21 protein-coding genes are annotated in these 21,248 nt (G+C 72.2%); 7 read left to right on the top strand and 14 right to left on the bottom strand.

Annotated features, from left to right (window positions below; all coding sequences use genetic code 11):
• Positions 1-578: 578 nt before the first annotated feature.
• Positions 579-1,769, bottom strand: coding sequence for an ABC transporter permease (locus FPZ12_RS37455; RefSeq protein WP_144758586.1), 1,191 nt, complete (start codon positions 1,767-1,769; stop codon positions 579-581).
• An 8-nt stretch (positions 1,770-1,777) separates the two neighbouring features.
• Positions 1,778-2,620 (bottom strand): ABC transporter ATP-binding protein, encoded by an 843-nt coding sequence (locus FPZ12_RS37450; protein WP_144758626.1) that lies wholly within the window; start codon positions 2,618-2,620, stop codon positions 1,778-1,780.
• A gap of 159 nt (positions 2,621-2,779) precedes the next feature.
• On the opposite strand from FPZ12_RS37450, the gene FPZ12_RS37445 reads away from it, so the two are divergent.
• The 3 genes from FPZ12_RS37445 to FPZ12_RS37435 are packed head-to-tail and all read left to right on the top strand — an operon-like array spanning position 2,780 to position 4,507.
• On the top strand, positions 2,780-3,670 hold the full coding sequence (locus tag FPZ12_RS37445; protein WP_144758583.1) for an SPFH domain-containing protein: 891 nt from the start codon (positions 2,780-2,782) through the stop codon (positions 3,668-3,670).
• Entirely contained in the window at positions 3,670-3,885 is a 216-nt protein-coding gene (locus tag FPZ12_RS37440; protein WP_144758579.1) for a type II toxin-antitoxin system antitoxin, read from the top strand. The genes FPZ12_RS37445 and FPZ12_RS37440 overlap by 1 nt, the downstream gene beginning before the upstream one ends.
• Positions 3,872-4,507: a GOLPH3/VPS74 family protein gene (locus FPZ12_RS37435; protein ID WP_166463033.1), complete on the top strand. Its 636-nt coding sequence runs from the start codon at positions 3,872-3,874 to the stop codon at positions 4,505-4,507. Before FPZ12_RS37440 ends, FPZ12_RS37435 begins: the two co-directional genes overlap by 14 nt.
• Before the next feature lie 520 nt (positions 4,508-5,027).
• On the opposite strand, the gene FPZ12_RS37430 is transcribed toward FPZ12_RS37435, so the two are convergent.
• The 7 genes from FPZ12_RS37430 to FPZ12_RS37400 form a co-directional block, all read right to left on the bottom strand.
• Positions 5,028-5,954: a 5'-3' exonuclease gene (locus FPZ12_RS37430; RefSeq protein WP_144760725.1), complete on the bottom strand. Its 927-nt coding sequence runs from the start codon at positions 5,952-5,954 to the stop codon at positions 5,028-5,030.
• A 91-nt stretch (positions 5,955-6,045) separates the two neighbouring features.
• Positions 6,046-6,600, bottom strand: coding sequence for a GTP-binding protein (locus FPZ12_RS37425; protein WP_144760728.1), 555 nt, complete (start codon positions 6,598-6,600; stop codon positions 6,046-6,048).
• A gap of 79 nt (positions 6,601-6,679) precedes the next feature.
• A complete protein-coding gene (locus tag FPZ12_RS37420) occupies positions 6,680-7,051 on the bottom strand; it encodes a DUF742 domain-containing protein (RefSeq protein ID WP_424923681.1) in 372 nt (123 codons plus the stop codon).
• A 46-nt stretch (positions 7,052-7,097) separates the two neighbouring features.
• A complete protein-coding gene (locus tag FPZ12_RS37415) occupies positions 7,098-7,511 on the bottom strand; it encodes a roadblock/LC7 domain-containing protein (protein ID WP_144760731.1) in 414 nt (137 codons plus the stop codon).
• Positions 7,511-9,973, bottom strand: coding sequence for a sensor histidine kinase (locus FPZ12_RS37410; protein WP_243770234.1), 2,463 nt, complete (start codon positions 9,971-9,973; stop codon positions 7,511-7,513). Before FPZ12_RS37410 ends, FPZ12_RS37415 begins: the two co-directional genes overlap by 1 nt.
• Before the next feature lie 479 nt (positions 9,974-10,452).
• A complete protein-coding gene (locus FPZ12_RS37405) occupies positions 10,453-11,628 on the bottom strand; it encodes a glycoside hydrolase family 64 protein (RefSeq protein WP_144760734.1) in 1,176 nt (391 codons plus the stop codon).
• A 171-nt stretch (positions 11,629-11,799) separates the two neighbouring features.
• On the bottom strand, positions 11,800-12,210 hold the full coding sequence (locus FPZ12_RS37400; RefSeq protein ID WP_144760737.1) for a pyridoxamine 5'-phosphate oxidase family protein: 411 nt from the start codon (positions 12,208-12,210) through the stop codon (positions 11,800-11,802).
• Positions 12,211-12,351: 141 nt separating this feature from the next.
• On the opposite strand from FPZ12_RS37400, the gene FPZ12_RS37395 reads away from it, so the two are divergent.
• The 3 genes from FPZ12_RS37395 (at position 12,352) to FPZ12_RS37385 (ending at position 15,225) form a co-directional block, all read left to right on the top strand.
• Positions 12,352-13,227 carry a universal stress protein gene (locus FPZ12_RS37395; RefSeq protein WP_144760741.1) on the top strand — a complete coding sequence of 292 codons (876 nt, stop codon included), beginning with the start codon at positions 12,352-12,354 and terminating at the stop codon, positions 13,225-13,227.
• A gap of 88 nt (positions 13,228-13,315) precedes the next feature.
• The gene (locus FPZ12_RS37390; RefSeq protein ID WP_144760744.1) at positions 13,316-14,473 is read left to right on the top strand and encodes a WS/DGAT domain-containing protein; all 1,158 of its coding nucleotides are present in this window, start codon (positions 13,316-13,318) and stop codon (positions 14,471-14,473) included.
• Positions 14,470-15,225, top strand: coding sequence for a universal stress protein (locus FPZ12_RS37385; RefSeq protein ID WP_144760747.1), 756 nt, complete (start codon positions 14,470-14,472; stop codon positions 15,223-15,225). The genes FPZ12_RS37390 and FPZ12_RS37385 overlap by 4 nt, the downstream gene beginning before the upstream one ends.
• A gap of 138 nt (positions 15,226-15,363) precedes the next feature.
• Here the strand turns inward: FPZ12_RS37385 and FPZ12_RS37380 are convergent, their stop codons facing one another.
• From FPZ12_RS37380 to FPZ12_RS37365, 4 genes are read right to left on the bottom strand one after another with little or no spacing between them, the layout of a single operon-like run.
• Positions 15,364-16,281, bottom strand: a complete 918-nt coding sequence (locus tag FPZ12_RS37380) for an alpha-ketoacid dehydrogenase subunit beta (RefSeq protein ID WP_150980688.1) — start codon at positions 16,279-16,281, stop codon at positions 15,364-15,366.
• Complete coding sequence (locus tag FPZ12_RS37375) at positions 16,278-17,078, bottom strand: thiamine pyrophosphate-dependent enzyme (RefSeq protein WP_144762255.1); 801 nt, start codon at positions 17,076-17,078, stop codon at positions 16,278-16,280. Before FPZ12_RS37375 ends, FPZ12_RS37380 begins: the two co-directional genes overlap by 4 nt.
• Entirely contained in the window at positions 17,075-18,799 is a 1,725-nt protein-coding gene (locus tag FPZ12_RS37370) for an AMP-binding protein (protein ID WP_144762252.1), read from the bottom strand. The genes FPZ12_RS37375 and FPZ12_RS37370 overlap by 4 nt, the downstream gene beginning before the upstream one ends.
• Positions 18,796-19,434, bottom strand: coding sequence for a phosphoribosyltransferase (locus tag FPZ12_RS37365; protein WP_144762249.1), 639 nt, complete (start codon positions 19,432-19,434; stop codon positions 18,796-18,798). Before FPZ12_RS37365 ends, FPZ12_RS37370 begins: the two co-directional genes overlap by 4 nt.
• Before the next feature lie 190 nt (positions 19,435-19,624).
• Here FPZ12_RS37365 and FPZ12_RS37360 point away from each other — a divergent pair, with 190 nt between their 5' ends.
• Positions 19,625-20,923, top strand: coding sequence for a nicotinate phosphoribosyltransferase (locus tag FPZ12_RS37360; RefSeq protein WP_144762246.1), 1,299 nt, complete (start codon positions 19,625-19,627; stop codon positions 20,921-20,923).
• Positions 20,924-20,955: 32 nt separating this feature from the next.
• Here FPZ12_RS37360 and FPZ12_RS37355 read toward each other — a convergent pair whose 3' ends face one another.
• Positions 20,956-21,219, bottom strand: a complete 264-nt coding sequence (locus FPZ12_RS37355; protein WP_150980685.1) for a dsRBD fold-containing protein — start codon at positions 21,217-21,219, stop codon at positions 20,956-20,958.
• Positions 21,220-21,248 lie beyond the last annotated feature (29 nt).

The following is a 21,248-nucleotide window of genomic DNA, read 5'->3' as shown; positions in this document are numbered from 1 at the left end:
GAGGGCACTGATCGCGCCGCCGATGGCCGCGCCCACCACGTTGCCCAGTACGGGAACCTCGGTGCCGAGCACGGCGCCGATCGCGCCACCGATCAGCCCGGCGACGATCGGCGCGGCCGATTCGCCGAGGTCCTTCCACGTGAGCCGCAGCTGCTCGTTCTCCTTCCGCAGCGCGTCGGCTATCGCGGATGCCTTGCCCGCCAGCCCTTTCGCGGCCTTGCCGATCGACGGGTCACCGGACCTGCGTGCGGCAGCACCGGAGGATCGACGGGCGCTGGGACGGCCCGGCGTTCACGGCTTTCGCCACCTTTCCCGGCCGGGCGCGGCCAGGCGGAACGCCTTGCGCAGGATGTCCTCGTGCCGCAGGATCGGCGACGGCAGCTCCTGGTTCAGGGTGGCCATCAGGCGTCCCCCTCCTACTTGAGCTTCTCCCGGTCCTGTTTGTTGCCGGCGACCGCGCCCGCCGCCTGGACATCGCCGCACCTCCGGATCTCCTCGGGTGAGTGGATCTTCGAGTGTGGCAGACGAAAATTCGCTCTGTGGCGAAAACGCCACAGAGCGAAATCTCCGCGTAATAACTAGGCCGAGGCGAGCGCGTCCCGCAGTTTGACCTTCGCACCGGTGCGGAGGACGGCGTTGCGGTAGATCCGGCCCGCCAGCCAGATCAGCGCCGGGATGAGCAGGGCGACGAGGAGCACCGAAAGCCCGGCCTCCCACACCGGCACGCCGCCCATCGCCAGGCGCATCGGCATCAGGGTGGGCGCGAAGAACGGGATCACCGAAAGGATCTCGACGAAGTGGCTGCCCGGGTCCGAGGGCAGCACCGAGATGCCGACGACGTACCCGGCGACGACGAACATCAGCGCCGGGGCGACCGCGCCGCCGACGTCCTCCTGCCGCGACACCAGCGCGCCCAGCCCGGCGAACACGATCGAATACATCAGGAACCCGAGCAGATACCACACGATCAGCCAGATGACGGTGCCCACCGCGGCCGAGGCCGAAATCGTCAGCACGCCCGTCACCAGCCCGGCCGCGATGCCGACCACCCCGATCGCGAGTATCTGCAGCAGCCCGACGGCCCCGATGCCCAGCACCTTGCCCGCCATCAGCTGCCACGGCCGGATCGTCGCGAGCAGCAGCTCGACGACGCGGCTGGTCTTCTCCTCGACCACGCCTTGGGCCACGGTCTGCCCGTTCAGCATCAGCGACAGGTAGATCAGCACCCCGGCGATGATCCCGAGGATGAGCTGCTGGCTGTTGTACTCGTGCGGTTTTTCCAGCTGCTGCACGGAGATCTGCGCGCCGGCCATCGCGGAGCGCACCGCCGCAGGGTCCCCGTGCAGCGCGGTGATCTGCTGGTTGAGCGCGAGCTGCTGGGCGACGATGGTCAGCGCGTTGCGCCCGGTGTCGTCGAGGTTCTGCTTCACGACGACGTCGACCTTCGAGCCGTCTCCGACGAGGACGGCGTCGAGCGAGCCGTCTTCGACCTGGGCGCGGCCGGTGGCTTCGTCCGGGACCAGCTTGGTGTCGATCGACTTGCCCAGCGCCTTCCCGCTCGCCTGCAGTGGCGCCGCGAGCGCGGAGTTGGGCGCGGTGTAGCCGACCGTGGAGTCGGCACTGGCGCTGCCCGAAATCAGCTTCATGACCACCGCGAACCCGATGATCACCACGATCAGCACCGCGGTGCTGATCAGGTACGCCTTCGAGCGCAGTTTCGTGCTGATCTCGCGGCCGGCCACCAGCCCGATCGCCGCGGTGGAACTCATCCCCGTCTTCACGCTGCCTCCCCCTGCACCACGACGTGGCGGAACAACTCCGTCAGCGAAGGCCGCTGCCGGGCGAACTCGTGCACCGGCCCGGTGGCCAGCGCCGTCTTGAGCACCGTCTGGTCGTCGGCGTCGTCGCCGAGCTCCAGTTCGGTGTGGCTGCCTTCGTGCGACAGCACGCGGACGCCGGGCAGGTCGTCCGCCCAGCCGCGCCGGGCCTCCGGCGCGTCGATCAGCAGGCGCACCGAACCGCCCGCCCGCAGCTCGTCCACCGTGCCACGGGCGACCATCCGTCCACTTCGGACGATGCCGACCCGGTCGCACAGCCGCTCCACCAGATCCAGCTGGTGGCTGGAGAACACCACCGGCACCCCGGTGGCCGCCTTCTCCCGCAGCACCTGGCTCATCACGTCGACCGCGACCGGGTCCAGCCCGGAGAACGGCTCGTCGAGCACCAGGATCTGCGGATCGTGCACCAGCGCCGCGGCCAGCTGCACGCGCTGCTGGTTGCCCAGGCTGAGTTTCTGCACCTCGTCCTCGCCACGCCCGGCCACGCCGAGCCGCTCGGTCCACTCGGCCACCGAGCGCCGGGCGGCCGCGGCCGACATGCCGTGCAGCCGGGCCAGGTAGGTCAGCTGCTCGGCCACCTTCATCTTCGGGTACAGACCACGTTCTTCAGGCATGTAGCCGATGAGCCGCCGGGTCTGCAGCGTGATCGGCTGCCCGTCCCAGCGCACGCTCCCCGCGTCACCCGCGAGTACCCCCAGCACGATCCGCATGGTCGTGGTCTTGCCCGCGCCGTTGCTGCCGACGAAGCCGAACAGCTCGCCGGCCCGCACGTCGAAAGTCATGTCCTGCAAGGCGATCGTCTCGCCATATCGTTTGGAGAGCCTGTCGATCTCCAGTCGCCGGTCGGTCACGCCGGTTGCCCCCTCAGTAGCGGAAAATGTGATATCACTATGCTACCGTAAGCGGCGGAGGGCAAGCCCGCCGCGCCGAAAGGGGAGAAGATGACCGAGACAGCCGTGGAGATGCCGGCCCCGCGCACGAGGGAGCGGCCGGTGCGCGCGCTGCCCGGGCCGCTGATGCTGCTCGTCGCCCTGGTGCTGCTCGCGGGCGGCGTCGTGCTCATGGTGACGGCCGGGGGAATCGGGCTGGGCGTGGGAATCGTCGTGGTGATCGCCGGACTGCTCGTGCTTCGGGGGCTCACTCCCGTGGCGCCGGGGGAGGCCAGGGTGGTGCAGCTGCTCGGCCGCTACACCGGAACGCTGCGCACGGACGGGCTGCAGTGGGTCAACCCGATCAGCGCGCGGCGCCGGGTGTCCACCCGGATCCGCAACCACGAAACCGATGTGGCCAAGGTGAACGACGCCGACGGCAACCCGATCGAGATGGCCGCGGTGGTGGTGTGGCAGGTCCGCGACACCGCGCAGGCACTGTTCGAAGTGGACGATTTCGTCGCGTTCGTGGCCATCCAGACCGAGACGGCCGTCCGGCACATCGCCAACGCCTACCCGTACGACACCCACGACGCGGGCACGCTTTCCTTGCGCGACAACGCCGACGAGATCACCGAGAAGCTCAGCGCGGAGATCGGCGCGCGGGTCGCGTCGGCCGGGGTGCAGGTGATCGAGTCCCGTATCACGCACCTCGCCTACGCCCCGGAGATCGCGCAGGCGATGCTGCGGCGCCAGCAGGCGGGCGCGATCGTCGCGGCACGGACGCAGATCGTCGAGGGTGCGGTGGGCATGGTCGAGATGGCACTGTCGCGGCTGGCCGAGCACGAAGTGGTGGACCTGGACGAGGAGCGCAAGGCGTCCATGGTCAGCAACCTGATGGTCGTGCTGGTCGGGGACCGCGACACCCAGCCCGTCGTCAACGCCGGGACGCTGTACTCGTAGTGGCCGAGCGGAAGAAGATCCTGCTGCGGCTGGACCCAGCGGTGCACGACGCGCTGGCGCGCTGGGCGGCCGACGAGCTGCGCAGCACCAACGCCCAGATCGAATTCCTGCTGCGGAAAGCCCTTTCCGATGCCGGGCGGCTGCCGAGGGGAGTCGGCCGGATGCGGCCACCGGGCCGCCCCCGCAAGTCTGGAGAAGAAGATGACACCGCCTGAAACCCTGCCGGCGCAGCTGTTCCTGCTGGCGTTCGACCTGCGGCGCGGGAAGCTCACCGGCCGCGGCGAGCTCGGCCTGATGCTGCGTGCCGCGGCGCTGGCCGATCTGGTCCTCAGTGGACACTTGACCGACGAGGCCGGTAACGCCGTGGCGTCCGGGCGGCCGCCGGAGGATCTGGTGCTGCGGGCGGTTTTCGAGGAGGTGTCCCAGGTTCCGGGGCGGTCCTGGCGGCGCTGGGTGGGGCGGGGCAAGCGCGCGATGGTCGGCGCCGTCCGGGACCAGCTCGCCGGCGCGCGGGTCGTCGGGGCCGAGCAGACCCGGGTGCTGGGGCTCTTCCCGTACACGCGCGTGACGGTGAAGGACACGAGGGCCGCGCGCCGGGTGGCGGACCAGGTCGGCCGCGCGATCCGCGGCGGGCAGCCGGTGAATCGCGTGGACGCGCCTGTTGCCGCGCTGGCGGCGTTGGCGGCGGCCGGTGAGCTGCGGGTGGTCGCGGGTGGGGGCGAGCGGCGGCAGTACCGGGATCGCTTGCGGGAGCTGGGTTCGCGGATCGACCCGATCCCGGCGGCATTGCGGCGCGCGGTGAAGGCCCAGCACGCGGCGGCCGCGTCGAGCGGCTGATCCGGGTGGCGCGGGCGTGCCATGGCGGGCGGCGCCCGCGTGTCACGGCAGGCGGCACCCTCGCTACGGCGGGCGCGGCCTTTGCTACGGCGGGCGCGGCCGTCGCCATGGCAGGCGCGACCCGCGTGCCACGACAGGCGCCACCCTCGCGCCACGGCAGGGGCACCCGCGCGCTACGGCGGGCGCGACCGGCGTGCCACGTGGGCGCGACACTCGCCAGGGCGGGCGCGACGTTCGCCACGGCAGGTGCGGCCTTTGCCAGGGCGGGCGTGACCCGCGCACAACGGCAAGCGCCGCCCTCGCGCCACTTCGGGTGCGGCCTTTGCGCGATGGCAGGTGGCACCCGCGCGCTACGGCAGGCGCGACCGGCGTGCCACGCTGGGCGCGACCCTCGCCACGACAGGCGCCACCCTCGCCACGGCGGGTGCGGCCCCGGTTTCGCGGCCGCTGCAGTGCCGCCTCCTCTGAGGTTCGGTCGCCTCCGGGCAGCGGAAGCAAGCCGAGGCCGGGCCGCGCCGGCTCAGCCGGGGAGTGCTTTCAGCAGGCGCTGCACCGAGTTCCCGAGGTTCCACCGCTCGGCGAGCTCCGCCACGCGGTCGGGGTCGGCGGGGGTGGCGGGCACGGTGTCCGGGCCGGACAGTTCGACCGGCGCGTCCGTCGCCACCCGCACCACTTTCGGGGCCACCGCGAGATAATCGGCGGCATCCTTGAGCTTCAGGCGCATCTTCAGCGGCAGGTCCCTGCTGCTCGAGTTCGCCGCTTCGACGAGCGCGTCGAGGGAACCGAACTGCGTGATCAGCTTCGCCGCGGTCTTGTCGCCGATGCCGGCCACGCCGGGCAGCCCATCGGACGGATCGCCGCGCAGTGCCGCCATGTCCGCGTACGCCGGGCCCGCGTTGTCCTTCGGCACGCCGTAGCGCTCGGCGATCTCGGGCGGGCCGAGGACCTCCGCCTTCGCCCAGCCCTTGCCCACATAGATCACCGACGCCGCGGTCGGCTCGGTGCGGACGAGCTGGAACAGGTCGCGGTCACCGGTGATCACCTCGACCGGGTCGGCCTGCTCCCGCGCGGTGAGGGCGCCGATCACGTCGTCGGCCTCGTAGCCCGGCGCCTCGGCGGTGGCCAGGCCGACGGCCTCCAGCAGCTCCAGGATGATCGGTACCTGCGGGGTGAGCGTGTCGGGCACCTCCTCGGCGTTCGCTTCGGCGTCGGCGACCCGGTGCGCCTTGTAGCTGGGCAGCAGTTCGACCCGGAACTGCGGGCGCCAGTCGGCGTCGAGGCAGGCGACCAGCCGGGTGGGCCTGCGGTCGGTGAGGATGCGGGCGATCGTGTCGGCGAAACCGCGGACCGCGTTCACCGGCGTGCCGTCCGGCGCGGTCATCGACTCGGGCAGCGCGAAGAACGAGCGGAAGTACAGGCTCGCGGAGTCCAGCAGGGCTATCGTCACCGGAACAGCCTGCCAGACGGGCGGAACCCCGGCATGGCCCTGGTCGGAAACCCGGACGCCGTCGCCGGGAGCCGCGCACGCGGGAACGCCGTCAGGCCCGGCCCGCCGCCAGGCGCTGGTTCGCCATCACCTGCTGGATCAGCGTGACCAGCACCTGCTTGGTCGACTCCTTGTCCCGCGCGTCGCACAGCAGCACCGGGATGCTCTGGTCCAGCTCCAGCGCGTCGCGCACTTCTTCGGTGCCGTAGCGGTACGCGTCGTCGAAGCAGTTGACTCCCACGACGAACGGGAGCCCGCGCCGCTCGAAGAAGTCGAGCGCGGGGAAGCAGGTCTCGAGCCGCCTCGTGTCGGCGAGCACCACCGCGCCCAGCGCGCCCACGGCCAGCTCGTCCCACATGAACCAGAACCGGTCCTGGCCCGGGGTCCCGAACAGGTACAGGATCAGCTCCGGGTTGACGGTGATGCGGCCGAAGTCCAGCGCGACCGTCGTGGTGGTCTTGCGTTCGACGCCGGTCAGGTCGTCCACCCCGGCCGACGCCGCGGTGATCGCCTCCTCGGTGTGCAGCGGCGGCACCTCGCTCACCGAGCCGACCATCGTCGTCTTGCCCACCCCGAAGCCGCCGGCGATCAGCAGCTTCAGGGTCATCGCGCTGAGGTTGCGGCGGTGGGGCGTGCCCGGGTGGGCCAGGTCGCCGCGGACGGGGTGGTCCAACTCGTTCCCTCTGTCAGAGTCTGCGGATGCCATCGAGCACCGCCTGCAGGATGCGTTCGTCCGGGGCGGCGGTCACCGGCGCCGAGCTGCGGAAGATCACGTGGTGCTGCTCGATCAGATCGGCCAGCAGCACCTTCACCACCGGCAGCGGCAGCTCCAGGTACGCCGCCACCTCGGCCACCGACAGCGGCTGCTGGCACAGGCGCACGATGCGGGCGTACTCGTTGGGCAGGCCCGCCGCGTCTCCCGCGGAGGTCAAAGCGACCACGAGCGTGAGCAGATCGAGGCCGATCTGCGCGTCCGTCTTGGTCCGGCCGCCGGTGACCGTGTAGGGCCGGTACAGCGGCCCCGCGGCGTCGTCGAACCAGGCCTCGTCCTGTTGCATGATCACGGTGCTGCGCCGTCACGGGCGGGCCGCGCGCGGCCGGGGTTCACGCGTGGCCTCCGGCGTGCTCGACCCGCGGCGCGGCCGAGAGCACCGACCCGACGCGCTTGACCATCATGTTCATCGCGTAGGCGACGAGACCCATGTCGGCCTCCTCGCTGGTGAGCAGCGCGAGGCAGGCCCCGTACCCGGCGGCGGTGACGAACAGGAACGCGTGGTCCATCTCCACCACCGTCTGCCGAACCTGGCCGCCGCCGAAGTGCCGGCCGGTGCCCTTCGCGAGGCTCTGGAACGCCGACGCGACCGCGGACAGGTGCTCACCGTCCTCTTCGGACAGATTCGTGGACCGGCCGACGAGCAGCCCGTCCGCGGACAGCACGACCGCGCGGTCGGCTCCGGCCACCTGCTGCAGCAGGTCGTCGAGCAGCCAGTCCAGCTCGTTGACTCCGGGACCTGTCATCACTTGCGCTCCCCAAAAAAGTCGGTGGCGGCTGGGTCGTTGTCGCGGGCCCGCCGCGTTCCGGCCTGGAACGCGGAGAGCCTGCTGCGCGCCTCTTCGGGATCGTCCGAAGGGGCGGCGGCGTAGTCGTCGGCCTGCGGTTCGTTCGTGCGCAGCTGCGGCGCCAGGTTCTGCTGGCGGCGACGGCGCGGCAGGGCCGGCCGGTCCGGGGACATCGGCCCGCCCGGCTGCGGCGGCCGGGTCTGCTGCGGGGGACGGGTGTCCTGCCGCGTGGGCGGCTGCTGCCGTGGCGGGCGCGCGGGCGGGGTGAACAGGTCGACCCTGGTCTCCGGTTCGGCGAGCACCCCGTTGTGCCGTGCGGCTTCCTCCGGCGACGGTACCGGCTGCGGACGGCGCACCGGCAGGACGCCGGGCTCGGGAGGCGCGCCGTTGCCGTTCTGCCGCTCGGTGGCGCCGTTGCGCCGCGGCGGTGCGGCCGCGCGGTGGTTGCCGCCCGCGTGGTGGCCGTTCTGGTGCGGCGCCGGGGTTTCCGGCACTTCGGTTTCCTCGGGCGAGGGCAGCGGGGTGAGCAGTTCCGAGCGCACCAGCACGATGGCCCTCGTGCCGCCGTACGCCGACTGCCGCAGCGTCACCGTGATGCCGTGCCGGGAAGCCAGCCGTGCCACCACGAACAGCCCCAGCCGCGGTTCGCTCGACAGCGCCATCACGCTGAAGTCCGGCGGGTCGGCCAGCATCGCGTTGAGCTCGTCGGCCTGCTCGGGTTCGATGCCCAGGCCCTGGTCCTCGATCTCGATCACCACGCCGCGGCCGACCACGTCGCCCCAGATCTCCACCCGCGACTGCGGCGGCGAGAACGAGGTGGCGTTGTCGATCAGCTCGGCGAGCAGGTGGATCAGGTCGGCGACCACGGGGCCGCTGACCGCGACGCCCGGCAGCTTGCCGGTGCTGACCCTGGCGTAGTCCTCGGTCTCGGCGGTGGCGCCGCGGATGAGGTCGGCCAGCGCCACGGGGTTGCGCCACTGGCGGCCGGGGCGCTCGCCGCCGAGGATGATCAGGTTCTCCGCGTTGCGGCGCGCGCGGGTGGACAGGTGGTCCAGCTTGAACAGCAGGTCGAGCTGGTCCGGGTCCTCCTGTTTGCGCTCGGCCTCGTCGAGTGCCTTGAGCTGCCGGTGCACCAGAACCTGGCTGCGGTGCGCGATGTTGAGGAACACCTTGCTGGTGCCCTCGCGGGTTTTGGCCTCGTCCACGGCGGCCGCGACGGCGGTCTGCTGCGCCTTGTTGAACGCGTCGGCGACCTGGCCGATTTCGTCCTCGCCGTGGTCGAGGAAGGACATCTCGGCGACGAGGTCGACCTCCTCGCCGTTGCGGACCCGGCCGACGAGGTCGGGCAGCTGGTCCTCGGAGATCTCCAGCGTTTCCTCGCGCAGCCTGCGCAGCCGCTGGATCAGCCGCGAGGACATCCGCCAGGCGAAGATCGACACCGCGATCGCGATCAGCAGTGCGGCGGCGCCGGCGACGATCGAGGTGACGAGGCTGCGGTTGCCGGTGTCGATCTCGACGTTGGTGGCGTTGGTGCTCTGCTCGATGTAGAGGTTCATCAGCTGGCCCGCGACCTGGGTCGCCGCGTCGCGCCACTGCTGCTGCGCGACCGGCAGGGTGTCGCGGTCACCGTTGAGCACGGAGTTCTCGACGGTGGTCAGCGTGGCCCACGCCGGGCTCGCCTTGAGTGCCTCGTACTTCTCGCGCACCGACGGGATCATTTCCCGGACCTGGCCGTCGAAGGCGGAGTGGTAGGCGCCGACCGCGGAGACGAAGGCGTTGAACTCCTCGCCGGTCAGCCCGCCGCGCGCGAACCCGGCGGCGGCCAGCGCGTCGCCGCGGGCCATCGCGTCGGCGCCCGAGAACAGCGGCATCGCGGTCACGCGGAGGTACGCGGCTTCGGCGTCGGGCGCGCCCTCGGCGACACCGTTGAGCCCTTCGGTGTACTCGTCGATGAGGTTGTTGTAGAAGGTGTAGGCGTCCATCGTGGTCGCCTGGCCCGAGTCGACCTTGGCGCGGAAGGCGGGGAGTTCGCCGACGAGCTGCCCGGTGCGGTCGATGCTCGCCTGCACGCGTTCGGGCGCCTGGTCGTAGAGCCCGGCCAGGTTCCGCGCCTGCGCCGCCGCCGTCGAGTCGGTCTTGCCGCGCGACTGGACCAGCTGCGCGTGCACGCTCCCGTGCGTCGCGAGATCCGCGAGGGTCAGCTGCCGCTCGGCGCGCACCGAAGCGAAGTACTGGGTCGCCACCGGCGCGGAGTCGTGCACCTTGGTGATGAAGGTGCGCGCTTCGACGGCCTGGTAGACCAGGTAACTCGCCAGCGCGACGCCGGCCACCAGCAGGGCCACGCTGGGCACGAAGGCGATCGCGAGCACCTTCGTCCGGATCGAAGTACGTCCGGCACCCGTTCCGAATATCTTCTTCAAGGCTCCTGAGGGCCTTCCCGCACTCGTTGGACTTTGCCCGGGCCCCCGCCCCCAGCTGGCACACGGCGTGGAAAAGCCGAGGGGCTCCGCCAGCGCCCAGGCAGATTAATCATTCCAGCAACTGTGAGTCAACTTCACGTTCTCGTTCATCTGATTGTGTCCCTTGACACCGGTGGGGAACAAATTTCCAACCACGCGAAGCTCGTCGCCGGATGCGGGTTTTCGCGGCGTTTTCCGTGTGGTGACAACAGAAAGCGGCCATCACGGGCAGAGTGCGCACGCACAGTGAAGGCGGCGGGAGGAAGGCGATGGGGACCCGCGCGGAATTCGCGATCGTAAACGCGGGGCGCCGGTACGCGGGTTTTCGGCGGGGATGGCGGCGGTGTGGGAAATCACCGCCCCGGACCGGTTTCCGTGTGGTCCGGACCACAGCGGCCGCCGTATAACGATCTATACGGCGGCCGCTGAAAGGGCGTGGTTCAGTGAGTGGCGGAGACCGTCACCGTGAGGGTCACGGGGTCCCCGGCGAAGACGGAACCGCTGAAGTCCTGGCCCGGCGTGACGTCGTCGTAGGGGAAGGCGTAGCCCCGGTTGTCCGGGAGCTTGCCGTGCACGATGCGGGCGTAGTGGTTGGTTTCGGCGTTCTGGTAGAACTTCGCCGGGTCTTCGCCGTCCGGCTGGTTCGCGTTGTCCAGCAAGGTGGTCCGGTTCAGCGCCGCGGCCAGCCGCGGCACGATCGCCTTGCGCGCGTCGCTCGCGCCCTGGAGGTTGAACGGCCCGCTGTCGCAGCTCCACACGTCCGCGGTGGCCGGCTTCGCGAAGGTCTCGCCGTTGTCGAAGGTGAGCGTGCCGCCGCTGACCTTGCCGGTGAACTTGCCCAGCGACGGGTTCTGGCTGTCGACGGTGAGCGTCTCCGAGGCGTACTTCTGCCACACCTGGTCGATGTAGCCGTCGAGGTAACCCGAGAACTGGTCCGCTTTGTGCTGCGCGCTGAGCACCCGCAGCGGTTTGCCGTCCGAACCGGTCTGGACCAGTTGGGCCCAGCTGCCGCCCTGGGCGTTCAGCCCGCTCGCGACGGCGTCGACCGAACCCGAGGGCAGGCCCGGCACCGACTGCGAACCGGAGGAGGACGTGGTCAGCCCCAGGCTCAGTGGCAGGCCGACGAAATCGACGTAGCTGATGTTGGCGAACAGTTGCGCGTCGTTGAAGGTGAACTCGGCGAAGGACCAGTTCTTCGCGAAGTTCGGGTCGCCGGAGTTCAGGAAGCTGGGGTGCACGAGCGCGGGGCCGGGGTTGAGGAAGAAGTCCAGCTTCGCGTCGGTCACGAAGTAGATGCGCGCGCCGGCCATCTTCGGCACGCTCACCTGCTTGCCGGAGCCCACCGGGATCGCGCAGTCGACCGGCAAGGGCGTGAGCTCGCCCGAAGGCGAGTCCGGGTAGTAGGGCGAGCCGCCGGCGTCGATCAGCACCAGCTTGCCGTCCGGCGTGGTGCCGGTGACGTAGGCGTAGACGGTGCCGGAGCCGGAATCGTTGGCCAGGCTGAGGGTGAAGGTCGCCGGGGTGGCGGCCGCGGCGGGCAGGCTGGAGAGGGCGGACACGGCGGGCACGGCCAGCGCGGCCGCGGTCAGGCCGAGGAAGCCACGACGGGAAACCAAGGGCTATCTCCTCCTTGTGCGGGTGCTGAAGGGGAGATTCCGAAGCTAGGCAGGGGAGAACGGCACCGTCAACGGATCCGCGCGGATTCCCGACCAAGGTCGTGCGCCGCTTGACGGGCAGTGGTCTAGTCCACTATGGCGCGGCGGGTTTCGTTGTCCCGCCACGGTTTTCTACCCGGTGTACGGGCCGCCGAGCGACACCTTCCGCCCGTTGACGATCTCCACCCGGATCCGCAGGAACCGGTCCCGCTCGCCGGGCGCCCACGGCCGGCGCCGCGGGTCCGCGAGCGCCACGATCTCGTCGATGTCGGTCACCGGGTCGATCTTGCCGACCGCGACCACGCTCCAGCCGGTGTGCGTCTCCGGGTGGATCTCGTCCACCTCGAACGCCACCACCTCGTCGGACAGCTTGCCCAGCGCGCCTGCCCGGGACGTCCGCAGCACCACGTCGCCCTCGTGCAGCACGAAGTTCACCGGCCGGATGGCCGGGAGCGCGCCCTCGGAGAACACCAGCCTGCCGACGGTGGCGGACCCGAGCAGCTCCAGGCATTCACGGCGGGTGAGCGGCCGCAGCTCGTTCATAGCCGGAAGTGTGTCGAGGGTCCGGCCCCACGCGTGAGGGCCGGAAGTCCTCAACCGGCGGGCCGCACGGCCGCTGCGGGGTGATCGGGATCGTCGTACGGTCGGAATCCAGGGGTACGGGAAGCGAAAGGCAGGAGTGCGATGACAGACGCGACCGGGGCGATCGTGGCCGGGGTGGACGGTTCGGACGAGGCGAGAAGAGCGGTGCGCTGGGCCGCCGAGGAAGCGGGGCGGCGAAACCTGCCCCTGCACCTGGTCTTCGCCCAGGAAGCCGTGGCGATCACCTTGCCGGCCTCGCAGAGCTTGTTCGACCAGATCGAGGAATACGCCGCGGAGGAACTGGAAAAGGCGGCGCGGATCGCGCGCGAGACACGGCCGGGCGTGACTGTCACACAGGAACGGTCGCGGCAGGTTCCGGTCCCGGCGTTGCTGGAACTGTCCGAGCGGGCTCACACGATCGTGTTGGGTGCTTCGGGCCGGGGCGGGTTCACCGGGATGCTCATCGGCTCGACCGCGGTGGCCGTCGCCGCGCGCGCGGCGTGCCCGGTCGCCGTGATCCGCCGACGGCCCGACGGCGAGCCTGCGTCCTCGGGGCCGGTGGTCGTGGGCGTCGACGGCAGTCCGACGAGTGAGCGCGCGCTGGCCGTGGCGTTCGACGAAGCGTCCTGGCTCGGCGTGCCGCTGGTTGCGGTGCACGCGTGGAACGACGTGGACTACCTGAGCGGCCTGTCGGCCGACTACCCGTTGCCCGAGCCCGGTTCCGGCAATGAGGAGCAGCGCGTGCTCGCCGAAAGCATGGCGGGCTGGCAGGAAAAGTACCCGGACGTCCACATCGAGCGCGTGATCGCGCGGGACCGGCCGCGCACCCTGCTGCTGGAGCAGTCCCAGCAGGCGCAGCTCGTCGTCGTCGGCAGCCGCGGCCGCGGCGGGTTCACCGGGCTGCTGCTGGGTTCCACCAGCCAGGCGCTGCTGCACCACGCCGGCTGCCCCGTGCTCGTCGTCCGCCCGGAGGACTGAGACCCGGGAACCGGTGACCAACGGCCCTTCATCCCGGGGTGTCTCCCACTGAAAGCTGGGAGGACCCCGGGAGAGGAAGGACCACGCCATGCCGCCGCTCGACCGGCGCGCCCTGACCTGCGTGCTGTGGACCCGAACCGCTGTCGACCCCGCCGCCCTGCGCGCGGAGTTCCCCGCCGAGCTGGCCGGTTTCGAGGTGACCGACCTGCCGGGGGCCGGGGCGGAAGAAGCGCTGCGCGGCGTCGTGGCGCGGCAGGCCGAGCCGGCGCGGTTGGTGCGCGGGTACGGGGAGGGCAGCGCGCTGGTGTTGCGCTGCGGCGACCCGCGCGAGGTCTACGACGTGCTGCGGCCGGTCGGCCCGGGCATCCCGGTGCAGAACGATCCGGTCTTCTCGAAGCCCGCCGGCACGGCGGCGCGGGAAACCGTGGGCGAGCTCGGCGGCAGGCTGCGTCGGACGGTGCGCGGGCTGCGCCCGGCCGGGCGGATGCTCGCGGCCGGGCCCGCGTGCGGGGTGGCCGCGGCGCTCGGCGCGGCCGGGGGAGTGCTCGACCTGGCGGTCTCGACGCTGCCCGCGGCGCCGCTCCGGCTGGCCGACGCGCTGGTCACCAGCGACTGGGAAACCCTGACGGGGATGGCGAAACTGCTCAGCCGCCGCCGTCCGGACGCCGGCCCGGTGCCGCAGGCCGTGGCCTGGAGCAGGCCCGTGCCCACGAAGACGATCGCCGCGATCAGCCGTGCCGCCGGTGCCCCACTGGCCGACGTGCACACCGCGCTGGTCACCGGCGCGCTGGCGCGTTGCCACGGCACCGGTGCGCTGTCCTGGCTGCTGCCCGGCGCCGAGGGAACCGTCGTACTGCCCGGGATTTCGTTGGGGCACAGGGCTTTCCGTGACCGGCTGGCGGAGGTCCGGCGACGCGCGGTGCGCGTCCCGCGCGGGCTCGCGAGCCACCTGACGGGCGCCGACGTCGGCGTGCTGACCGACGTGCGCGGGCCCGCGGCGCCGATGCTGCTCGGCGGCGTGCCGGTCGAAGGCATCACGGCGTGGGCCGAGGGGAACAACCAGGGCGTGACCGTGTCCGCGTATCGCTACGCCGGCCGGGTGGTTTTCGGCTGTTCCGGCGGCCGGGGGTCGTTCCCCGAGCCCGGCCGGTTCGCGCAGGCGCTCGCCGCCGAGGTCGACGAGGCCGCCGCCACCGTCCGGCGCACCGTGATCCCGTTGTTCGAAAGGCGGACGAGGACGGCATGAGCGTGCGGAGCGCTGGGGATCCGATCGTGGTCGGCGTCGACGGTTCCGGGATCGCCCTGGACGCCGTCCGCTGGGCGGCCCGTGAGGCACAGCGGCGCGGGCTGCCGCTGCGGATCGTGCACGCCTGTTCCGTCCTCGCGCTGGGCCGGGACTGGTTGCGCGAGGCCGCCGAACTCGCCGGTGACGCGGGGGAGAAGGAATGCGCGCTGCGGATCGGGAACGCGCGGCAGAACCTCGTCGCCGAATCTGCGCGCGCGGCGATGCTCGTGGTCGGCTGGCGTGGTCTCGGGCCCGGCCCGCACGTCGCGCTCGGCTCGGTGGCGCAGTACGTCGCCGCGAACAGCCGGTGCCCGGTCGTCGTGGTGCGCGGGCGGCTCGGCGGGCGCGGGCAGGTGCTGACCGGCGTGCACGGCGCGGCGGACGCGGCGCTGGCGTTCGCCTTCGACGAGGCGGACCTGCACGGGACCGGCGTGCTCGCGCTGCGGGCGAGCGAAGGCGCCAGACCGGCGGCGCGGGAGCTGACCGCGGAACTGCGGGACTGGCGGCAGAAGTACCCCTCGGTGCCCGTGACTCCGTTGCTGGAGAACGGAAATCCCGTCGCGCGGCTGGTGGAGCACAGTGGGCGGGCGCGGTTGCTGGTGCTGGGTGGGCGTGCGTTGCGTGCGGGCACGCTGGGTGCGACGAGCCGTGCGTTGATCCGGCAGGCGTCGTGCCCGGTGGTGCTGGTGCGCGGAACCGGGCTGCCGCAGTGAGGTTGCAGTGACGTTCGGCCCCAGACAAGGGCCCCTCGCGCGGAGCACACTCCTATCCACCGGGACGGCACCCGGCACTGCCCGCCCGAGGGGAAGCAACCGCCGGTAACGACGTGTCCCCCTCGGGCGGCGCGCCGTTCAGCCGACGGAGCGGAGCGCGGCCTCGACCACCTCGGCGGGCGCGGGCAGCCGCGTGCCGGTGTCGGTGCGCTTCGCGTACACCCGCTCGATGGGCGCTTCGAGCGTGTAGAACGCCCGCTCCGCCACCCCCGCCGCGATCTCCGCGGACAGCCCGCCCCCGCGCCTGCCCTCGTCGACCACCACGAGCCGCCGCGTGCGCCCGACCGACTCCAGGATCGTGTGCTCGTCCAGCGGCAGCAGGCAGCGCAGATCCACCACGTCCGCGGCCACCCCGCGCTGCCCGAGTTCCTCCGCGGCGATCAGCGTGACCGGCAGCGTCGCGCCGTAGCCGACGAGCGTCACGTCGCTGCCCGCCCGCCGCACGATGGCCCGCTCGATGTCGGTGGGGCGCGTGTCCTCGGGCAGCTCCCCGCGCGTGTCGTGCAGCGAGGAGTGCTCCACCAGCAACACGGGATCCGGGTCCTCGAGCGCCGTCCACAACATGCCGCGCGCGTCTTCGAGCGTGGCGGGCGCGACCACCCGCAGGCCCGGGACGTGCGCGTACCAGCCGCCGATGTCGTGCGCGAGCCAGTTCCGGCCGCTGACCATGCGGATCACCAGCGGCACGGTCAGCTGCCCGCCGGACATGTGCCGCAGCGTGGCCGCGTTGGTCAGGATCTGGTCCAGCGTCGGCAGTCCCGCGTCGGCCGCGGAGACCTCCACGATCGGCCGCATCCCGCCGACGGCCGAGCCGATCCCGGCGGCCACGAACGACGACGCCGACGGGGGAGTGTCGCGGATCCGGTCCGGGCCGAACTCGCCCAGCAGCCCGGTGGACGAGGAGACGTCCTCGCCCATCACGAACACCCGCTCGTCGAGCAGCAGCGCTTCCCGGATCGCCTCGCGCGCCGCCCGCTGGTAGGTCGTTTTCCTCATCCGCGCGCCAGCGCGCCGACCTCGGAGTCCACTTCGGACTCCAGGGTCACCGCCTCTTCGAGCCCGATCTCGTCGCTCGCGCACATCATCGAGACCAGCAGCGGGATCGGGTCGAACTCGCGCCACCGCGCGACCTCGGCCATGCCGCGGAACCGGTAGGTGTACAGCTCCAGGAAATGCGGCCCCTCGCCGGCGCGGATCGCCTCGACCGCCCGCTCGGCGGCGTCCACCACGGCCAGTACGTCCATCCCGTCGACGGCCCACGCCGGGATCCCGTACGAGGCCGCGTGCATCGCCAGCTCGGTGTCCGAACGGGACGCCTCCGGTGCGGAAAGGTCGTTCTCGCAACAGAAAAGCATCGGCAGCCGCCACTGGGACGCGAGGCTGAGCGTCTCGTGGAGCTCGGCGTCGCGTACGCCGCCGTCGCTGAACAGGCAGACCGTGACCAGCGGGCGGCGCTGCAGCGCGATCGACAGGGCCAGCCCGGACGCGAAGGTCAGGCCCGTTCCCGGCGCCGTGCGCCCGCCGTAGAACCGGAGACCGGCGTCGACGATCCGCCCGCCGCCGAGCAGCTCGTCCATCGCCACGCCGCGGACCAGGGCATGGGCCGGCTCCAGGGACAGCGAGACCACCGGATCGTCCGCGCCGACGCTCTGCAGTACCCCCGTCGCGAGTGCCTCTTCGCCCGGCCGGACCGTGCCGCCCAGCTCCAGCAGCCGTTCGTCGAAGCGGCGGATCCGGATCATCTGGCGCAGCAGTTCGGCGCGCTTCTTGGCGCGGGTGCTCCGGTCGTTCATGACATACCTTCCACTGTGGACACATCTCCCGCCGGCAGGCCGGGTTCGGCCGCCCGCAGCAGCCGGCGCAGCAGCTTGCCGCTGAGGGTGCGCGGCAGGCGCGGGCTGAACTCGAGTTCGGCGGGCGCGGCGGAACCCGGCAGGTGCCGGGCGAACGCCAGCAGCTCCGCCGCGAGCTCGGCGGTGGCGAGCCGGCCGGGGCGCAGCGCCACGAAAGCCTTGGCGCGGTCACCGCCGGAACGCGCCACGGTGATCACCGCCGCCTCGGCCACGGCGGGATGCGAGCTCAGCGCGTGCTCCAGCTCGACCGGACCGGTCAGCCCGGCCTCGGTGACGAGCGCGTCGGAGACCCGGCCGGTGAACCAGTAGTAGCCGTCCTCGTCGCGGCGGGCGAGATCGCCGGTGCGGTACCAACCGTCCGAAAAGGACCGGTCGTAGCTGTCGGGATCGCGCCAGTAGCCGCTGAACATCGACGGCCAGCCCTGCCGCAGGGCGAGTTCGCCCTCGCGATCGGGCTCCTCGACCGGGAAGTCGCCGAGCGGGTCGAGCAGGCAGGCTTCGATCCCGGGCAGCGGGCGGCCCAGCGCGCCGGGACGGATCTCCTCGGCGGCGAAGTCGGAGATGAGGGCGGCGCCGGTTTCCGTCTGGCCCCAGGCGTTGTGCACCGGCAGGCCGAGCGAATCCTGGCTCCACAGCACGAGTTCCGGGCTCAGCGGCTCGCCGGTCGAGGCGACGAACCGGAGCGAAGGCACCTCGGGCGTGGCTCCGGCGTCGCGCAGCGCGGACAGACGGCGCGGGTCGGTGAACCACACCGTCACGCCGAGCCCGGCCAGCACGGGGCCCCAGCGGCTCGCGTCCGCCGGTGGCTGCCGGCACACCGTCGTGATCCCGTGGCACAGCGGCGCGAACAGCCCGTAGATGACGCCCGGCGCCCAGCCGGGATCGGCGGTGCACCAGAAGACGTCGTCGCGGTGCAGATCCAGGGTGTAGCGGGCGGAGACGTACTGGGCGAGCACGCCGCGGTGCGCGTGCAGGACACCTTTGGGCGCGCCGGTGGTGCCGCTGGTGAACAGCAGCAGCGCCGGGTCGTCGGGCGCGGTCGGCGGGATCTCGAACGCCGGCGGGGAGGCCGCGAGCGCGGGCGCGAGTGCCCGCGTCCCGGGCAGCGCGTCCTCGCCGGTGAGCAGAATTTCGCGCAGGGAAGGGATTTCGTCCCGGATCGCCTCGACGCTCCGGCGATAGAGCTGGGGCGTGGTCACCAGCACGCCGGCTTCGCCCGCGCGCATCCGCTGGAGCATCGCGTCCGGCGTTGCCGCCGGAAACAGGGGAGCCAGCACACAGCCGGATTTGAGCGTGCCCAGCGCCGTCACCGACAGGTCCGGCCCAGGGCCGAGGAGGGTGAAAACCCGTTCCCCACCGGGAACTCCCAGCGCCTTGGCGAAGTTCGCGAACCGGCTGCTGTCCCGCGCGAGCTCGCCGTAGGTGAGTTCGGCGGGCTGCCCCTGGCCGTCGGTCCAGCGCAGCGCGGCGTGGTTTCGCCGGGGCCCGTCCGCGTACCGGTCGGCGGCCTCGTGCGCGAGGTTGAGCCCGCGGCCGCGCGGCAAGCCGGACAGAGCGAGGGTTTCCGCCTCCCAGCTGAACTCCGCGCGCGCACGCCGGTAGTCCTGGAGGTTCGCGGCGAGCCGGACGGCCTCCGGCTTCCCGATCCGCTTGCCCGTCATGCCGGGACCCCGGCGAACCGGCGCAGCAGGGCGAGCACCTCGTCGTCGCCGACTTCGGAGAAATCCGCGTAGCACTGGCTGACCGAGCGCAGCCGCCGCGGCACCGTGAGGCAGACGATCTCGTCCACGAGGAGCGACAGGGTCGCGAGCGCCTGCGGGGGAGCGACCGGTACGGCGAGCACGATCGTGCCCGCGCCGCGCGCCCGCAGTACGGCCGTCGCCGCGCGAACCGTGGCGCCGGTGGCGATCCCGTCGTCGACGAGGATGACGGTGCGCCCGGCGACGGGCTGGATGCGGCGGGCCGCGCGGTAGCGCTCCGCGCGCTGCTCGAGCGCGGCGCGCTCTTCGGCGGCGGCGTGCGCGAAAATCCGCGCGCTGGGCCGGAAATGCCGCAGCACGGCCGGATTCCCGACCACCACGCCGTCTTCGCCTACCGCGCCCAGCGCCAGCTCGGGAGAATCCGGGGCGCCGACCTTGCGGACGAGGACGACGTCCAGCGGCGCGCCCAGCCGTTCGGCGATCGCGGCCGCGACGACCACCCCGCCCCGGGGCAGGCCGAGCACCACCCCGCCGGCGTGCCCGCGGAGCCGCTCCGCGAGTTCGCGGCCCGCTGCCGCACGGTCGTCCAGCACCATGGGAACAGCTTGGCGCGCGGGCGGGAACGAGGGGAGGGCTGGAGGTAACCGCGCCGCACGGCACAAAGTCCCCATGGGTCGGCCGGGAAATCCCTGACCGGGAAGGAACCCGGTCGCGGGGGCAGAAGGTCCCCACCGGTGGGGCCACCGTGCCCTGCCACCAGAGGCGAAGGTCCCTCATGATGAAGAGATGACGTCCTTGCACGGCGGCCTGGACGAGATCCGGATGGCCGTCAGCTACCTGCGCCGGGGCATGACGGGGCAGGCGACGTTCAGCCTGTTCGCCCGCGAGCTGCCCCCGGACCGCGGGTTCGTGGTCTCGGCCGGTCTCGACGAATGCCTGGCGTTCCTGGAGAAGTTCGCGTTCGGGGAAGGAGAGCTCGGGTATCTGCGCACCGAGGTCGGGCTGACGTGGGCGGACCTCGAAGCCTTGGCGCCGCTGCGGTTCGAGGGCGAGGTGTGGGCGGCCCCGGAAGGACGGCTGATGTTCGCCGGTGAGCCGCTGCTGGAGGTCACGGCGGCGTTGCCGGTGGCGAAACTGGTCGGCTCGGCCCTGCTCAACTTCGTCAGCTTCTCCTCGGCGGTCGCCACGGGCGCGGCCCGCTGCCGCATCGCCGCGGGCGGCGCCGACCTGATCGACTTCGCGGCGCAGCGCGTGCACAGCGCGAGCACCGCGCACGCCGTCGCGCGCTCGACGGCGCTCGCCGGGTTCGCGGGCACGACGCACCTGTCCGCCGCGCGCGAATTCGGGCTGCGGCCGGTGGGCACCATGGACCCGTCGTTCGTGCTGGCGTTCGGCGCCGAGCAGCCGGCGTTCCGGGCGTTCGCCGAGGATTTCCCCCAGGGCCTGGGGTTCCTGGTGGACGAGTCCGACGCGACCGAGGGCGTGCGCACCCTGATCGAAGTGGTGCGCACGCTCGGGCTCGCCGAGGACAAGGTGGGCCTGCGGCTCGAGGCCGGGAACGTGCTGACGGCGTCGCGGCAGGTGCGCGACCTGCTCGACCGCGCCGGGCTGACGCACGCCAGGATCATGGCCGCGGGCGGGCTGGACGAGTACGAACTGGCCATGCTGCGGGATTCCGGCGCGCCGATCGACTCCTTCGGCGTCGGGACCGAGGGGGTGCTGTCGGCGGACGTGCCGTTCCTCGACTGCGCCTACGAACTCGTCGAATACGACGGCACGCCGTCACGGCCCGGCCGGATCGTGCCGTGGGCGAAGCAGGTCCACCGGACGGCTTCGGGCGAACAGGACACGTTGGCGCGCCGGGACGAGCCCGTCCCGGCGGCGCACCGCGCGGTGCTGGAGCCGGTGATGCGCAACGGGCGGCGGGTGCGCGGCAAACACGGGCTCGCCGACGCCCGGATGCGGTTCGAACGGGACCTGCGCTGGCTGCCCCGGCACGCGCGCCGCCTGCGCGAGCCCGAGCCGGTGCCGGTGCGCTATTCCGACGGGCTCGCCGAGCCGGTCGCCCAGCCCGGCGCGGGCTAGGGGTCGCGCAGGCGAAGGAGCCGTGCGCGCGTTCAGCGGGCCGCGGCCAACGGGGGCCGGGACTGGGCTTCGATGTCGGAGGCGACGGCCTCCAGCAGTTCCTCGGTCAGATCGCTGAACGCCCTGGCGATCGCCAGCTCGGCGGCGATTTCCGGCAGGTGCACGCCGCGGGGCCCGCCGCGCACGAGTCCGATGCCGGTGAAGGTGCCGGTGCCCGCGTCGAGGCGGACCTGTGCCCTGGTGGTGCCGCCGCTTTCGTCCAGCGCGACGTCCACTGTCCACGTGCTCGAAGTCATCGCTCTCCTCTTCCGTTCCCGGCCCACCC

The sequence above is a fragment of the Amycolatopsis acidicola genome (assembly GCF_007713735.2).
Lineage (GTDB): Bacteria > Actinomycetota > Actinomycetes > Mycobacteriales > Pseudonocardiaceae > Amycolatopsis_E > Amycolatopsis_E acidicola.
This window is presented reverse-complemented; position numbering and strand designations above follow the sequence as displayed.

What these genes read in the sequence shown, in the direction of transcription:
- FPZ12_RS37435 (WP_166463033.1), top strand. Translation starts at nt 3,872, where the DNA reads ATGACACCGCCTGAAACCCTGCCGGCGCAGCTGTTCCTGCTGGCGTTC.
- FPZ12_RS37360 (WP_144762246.1), top strand. Translation starts at nt 19,625, where the DNA reads ATGACGTCCTTGCACGGCGGCCTGGACGAGATCCGGATGGCCGTCAGC.
- FPZ12_RS37355 (WP_150980685.1), bottom strand. Translation starts at nt 21,219, where the DNA reads ATGACTTCGAGCACGTGGACAGTGGACGTCGCGCTGGACGAAAGCGGC.
- FPZ12_RS37375 (WP_144762255.1), bottom strand. Translation starts at nt 17,078, where the DNA reads ATGAACGACCGGAGCACCCGCGCCAAGAAGCGCGCCGAACTGCTGCGC.
- FPZ12_RS37450 (WP_144758626.1), bottom strand. Translation starts at nt 2,620, where the DNA reads ATGACTTTCGACGTGCGGGCCGGCGAGCTGTTCGGCTTCGTCGGCAGC.
- FPZ12_RS37390 (WP_144760744.1), top strand. Translation starts at nt 13,316, where the DNA reads ATGCCGCCGCTCGACCGGCGCGCCCTGACCTGCGTGCTGTGGACCCGA.
- FPZ12_RS37420 (WP_424923681.1), bottom strand. Translation starts at nt 7,051, where the DNA reads ATGCAACAGGACGAGGCCTGGTTCGACGACGCCGCGGGGCCGCTGTAC.
- FPZ12_RS37380 (WP_150980688.1), bottom strand. Translation starts at nt 16,281, where the DNA reads ATGAGGAAAACGACCTACCAGCGGGCGGCGCGCGAGGCGATCCGGGAA.
- FPZ12_RS37365 (WP_144762249.1), bottom strand. Translation starts at nt 19,434, where the DNA reads ATGGTGCTGGACGACCGTGCGGCAGCGGGCCGCGAACTCGCGGAGCGG.
- FPZ12_RS37385 (WP_144760747.1), top strand. Translation starts at nt 14,470, where the DNA reads ATGAGCGTGCGGAGCGCTGGGGATCCGATCGTGGTCGGCGTCGACGGT.
- FPZ12_RS37455 (WP_144758586.1), bottom strand. Translation starts at nt 1,769, where the DNA reads ATGAGTTCCACCGCGGCGATCGGGCTGGTGGCCGGCCGCGAGATCAGC.
- FPZ12_RS37400 (WP_144760737.1), bottom strand. Translation starts at nt 12,210, where the DNA reads ATGAACGAGCTGCGGCCGCTCACCCGCCGTGAATGCCTGGAGCTGCTC.
- FPZ12_RS37445 (WP_144758583.1), top strand. Translation starts at nt 2,780, where the DNA reads ATGACCGAGACAGCCGTGGAGATGCCGGCCCCGCGCACGAGGGAGCGG.
- FPZ12_RS37425 (WP_144760728.1), bottom strand. Translation starts at nt 6,600, where the DNA reads ATGACCCTGAAGCTGCTGATCGCCGGCGGCTTCGGGGTGGGCAAGACG.
- FPZ12_RS37395 (WP_144760741.1), top strand. Translation starts at nt 12,352, where the DNA reads ATGACAGACGCGACCGGGGCGATCGTGGCCGGGGTGGACGGTTCGGAC.
- FPZ12_RS37370 (WP_144762252.1), bottom strand. Translation starts at nt 18,799, where the DNA reads ATGACGGGCAAGCGGATCGGGAAGCCGGAGGCCGTCCGGCTCGCCGCG.
- FPZ12_RS37415 (WP_144760731.1), bottom strand. Translation starts at nt 7,511, where the DNA reads ATGACAGGTCCCGGAGTCAACGAGCTGGACTGGCTGCTCGACGACCTG.